Here is a 2,763-nt window from a genome sequence, read left to right on the forward strand (position 1 = left end):
CGCCGCAACCATCGCCCGCCGCGCCGGCAACGTCGCGCTCATCGGCATGCCCGGCTGCGGCAAAACCACGACGGCGCAGGCACTCGGCCGCCTGACGGGGCGCCCCGTGCGCGATCTCGACCAGATCGTCGCCGAACGCGAGGGCTGTCCGATCGCGGAAATTTTCGCCCGCCGCGGCGAAGCCGTCTTCCGTCGGATCGAGACCGAAATCCTGGCCGACGTCTCCAAAGAAAGCGGCATCATTATCGCCACCGGCGGCGGCGTGGTCACGCAGCCGCGCAACCGTCCGCTGCTCCGCCAGAACGGGATCTGCGTCTGGCTCGACCGCGCTGGCGAGCTGCCCGTCGACGGACGCCCCCTGTCGCAGTCCGTCGGCGTGGAGGAACTGCGCCGCCGGCGCCTGCCGTTGTACCGCGCCTGGGCGGATCTGACCGTTCGCGGCTCGTCGGCGCAGGACGCCGCCGCAAAAATCAAGGAGGCTTTGCAGCTATGAAGATCCTCGTCGTCAACGGCCCCAACATGAACATGCTCGGCGTGCGCGAGCCGGAAATCTACGGCCGCGCCACGCTGGCCGACCTGGAAAAAATGATTCGCGCGCACTGCGCCGCCGCGGGCGCGGACGTGGAATTTTTCCAGAGCAACCACGAAGGCGCGATCGTCGACCGCATTCAGGAAGCCTATGGGAACGCCGATGGCATCGTCATCAATCCCGCCGCCTACACCCATACCAGCGTCGCCATTCCCGACGCGCTGCGCGCCGTGGGCATTCCCGCCGTCGAAGTCCACGTCAGCGACATCCAGTCGCGCGAGGATTTCCGCCGCCATTCCTACACCCGCGCCGCCTGCGTCGCCCAGATCGCCGGGCGCGGCCTGAAAGGCTACCTCGACGCCGTCGACCTGCTGCTGGACCGGAAGCGGGGATAGCGGACGCCGTAACGACGCGGAGATGACCTGCGCCTGTCGTGGAGATTATCGAAAAAAACAAAGAGGAACCAAGCTCCCACTCAAAGCGGACACGCGAAGAAATTTCGCGAGGCGCTTCCCGAGGGGGAGCTTTTTATTGGCACGAAGGGCCATGGGAAAGAACGTTCCCACGACGCGGGGCGGATTGACAGCATCCGGGTCGAATGGTATAACTCAAAAAGTTAGTCTCGACTAATAAAAATCCGGGCGGAGACTGACTTTTATTTTCAGCGTCCGAATTAGATAAATCTAACTTTTAAAGAGAGATCTTCGGGGGCAAAAGAATGATCAAAATCGCGATTTACGGAAAGGGCGGCATCGGCAAATCGACGACGACGTCCAATCTCTCGGCGGCGCTGAGCCGCCTCGGCCATAAAGTCATGCAGATCGGCTGCGATCCCAAGTCGGACTCCACCAAAACGCTCATGGGAGGCGCGCGGATCCCGACGGTGCTGGACCGCATCCGCGAAAAAGGTGCGACCGGCGTGGCGCTGGAAGACATCGTTTTTACGGGTTTCAACGGCATCCTCTGCGTCGAAGCCGGCGGCCCCACGCCCGGCATCGGCTGCGCGGGGCGCGGCATCATCACCGCCTTCGAAAAGCTCGAGGAGCTCGGCGCCTACGACGCGTACCGGCCCGACGTCGTCTTTTACGACGTGCTCGGCGACGTGGTCTGCGGCGGTTTCGCGATGCCGATCCGCGGCGGCTACGCCGACCGCGTGCTGATCGTCACCTCGGGCGAGATGATGGCGCTTTACGCGGCTTCGAACATCGTGAGCGCCGTGAACAACTTCGGCAAGCGCGGCTACGCCGGCGTCGCCGGACTGATCCTCAACTCGCGCAACGTGGCGGACGAACAGGCGCTCGTGGAAAAGGCCGCCTCGGAGATGGGAACGCGGGTGCTCTACACGGTGCCGCGCGACGGGGCCGTGCAGGCCGCCGAAGCGCAGGGCAGGACCGTCGTCGAAGCGCTGCCCGATTCGCCGATGGCGTCGCGCTACCGCGAGCTGGCGCAGAAAGTCATGGAGGTCTGCCCGTGAGCTGCGGCGTTTGCGCTTCCTGCGGCGGCGAGCCGTTTCGCGGCACGCTGACGTACACGTCGCCGGCCCACGGCGGCTGGGGCGTGGCGCGCATGGGACAGCTGCTGCCCGAGAGCTATCAGCTCTTCGCCGGCCCGGCCGCCTGCGGCCGCCACGGCGCGCTGAGCGCCTGCCTGCAAGGGCGCAAGGACACCATCGCCTATCTTTATCTGAGCGAGGACGACATCGTTTCCGGCGGCTACGAACGGGCCATCGCCGACGGCGCGGAAGAGCTGCTGGCCTGGCTGAAAAAGCGCGGCCGCACGCCGCGGGTGATGATGATCTTCGTCACCTGCCTCGACGACCTGCTCGGCACCGACCACGAGGCGCTGGCGGCGGAACTGCACGAGCGCCATCCCGAAGTGCGCTTCATCGACTGCCACATGAACCCCATCACCACCGACACGAAAGTGCCGCCGGCCGTGAACATCCGCAACAAGATCTATTCCACGCTGGACGTGGCCGAACGGAAAGACGGCGGCGTCAATTTGATCGGCAGCCTCGTGCCGCTGCTGAAAGACGGCGAGTATTACGATCTGCTGGCGCGCATGGGCGCGGCTCCCGCGCGGCAGATCACCGACTTTTCGACGTTCGACGGGTTCCAGCAGATGGCGCGCAGCCGCCTGAACGTGGTTCTGGCGCCGCCGGGCGTTTACGCGGCGGAGCAGATGGAGAAAAAGCACGGCACGCCCTGGCTGCGGGCGCTGGTCAGCTACGACCC

Annotated in this window: 4 protein-coding genes; all 4 read left to right on the forward strand. The window is 65.3% G+C overall.

Annotated features, from left to right (window positions below; genetic code table 11):
* A partial coding sequence (locus HMPREF7215_RS06205) for a shikimate kinase (RefSeq protein ID WP_009164875.1) occupies positions 1–493 on the forward strand: 493 nt, incomplete at its 5' end.
* The gene (gene aroQ, locus HMPREF7215_RS06210; RefSeq protein ID WP_009164876.1) at positions 490–924 is read left to right on the forward strand and encodes a type II 3-dehydroquinate dehydratase; all 435 of its coding nucleotides are present in this window, start codon (positions 490–492) and stop codon (positions 922–924) included. The genes HMPREF7215_RS06205 and aroQ, both read left to right, overlap by 4 nt.
* A 323-nt stretch (positions 925–1,247) precedes the next feature.
* Positions 1,248–2,003 carry a nucleotide-binding protein gene (locus tag HMPREF7215_RS06215; RefSeq protein ID WP_009164877.1) on the forward strand — a complete coding sequence of 252 codons (756 nt, stop codon included), beginning with the start codon at positions 1,248–1,250 and terminating at the stop codon, positions 2,001–2,003.
* A partial coding sequence (locus tag HMPREF7215_RS06220) for a nitrogenase component 1 (RefSeq protein WP_009164878.1) occupies positions 2,000–2,763 on the forward strand: 764 nt, incomplete at its 3' end. The genes HMPREF7215_RS06215 and HMPREF7215_RS06220, both read left to right, overlap by 4 nt.

This window comes from Pyramidobacter piscolens W5455 (assembly GCF_000177335.1).
In the GTDB taxonomy this organism is placed as follows: domain Bacteria; phylum Synergistota; class Synergistia; order Synergistales; family Dethiosulfovibrionaceae; genus Pyramidobacter; species Pyramidobacter piscolens.

Coding starts and splice junctions, on each gene's coding strand:
- aroQ (WP_009164876.1), top strand. CDS start 490: ATGAAGATCCTCGTCGTCAACGGCCCCAACATGAACATGCTCGGCGTG.
- HMPREF7215_RS06215 (WP_009164877.1), top strand. CDS start 1,248: ATGATCAAAATCGCGATTTACGGAAAGGGCGGCATCGGCAAATCGACG.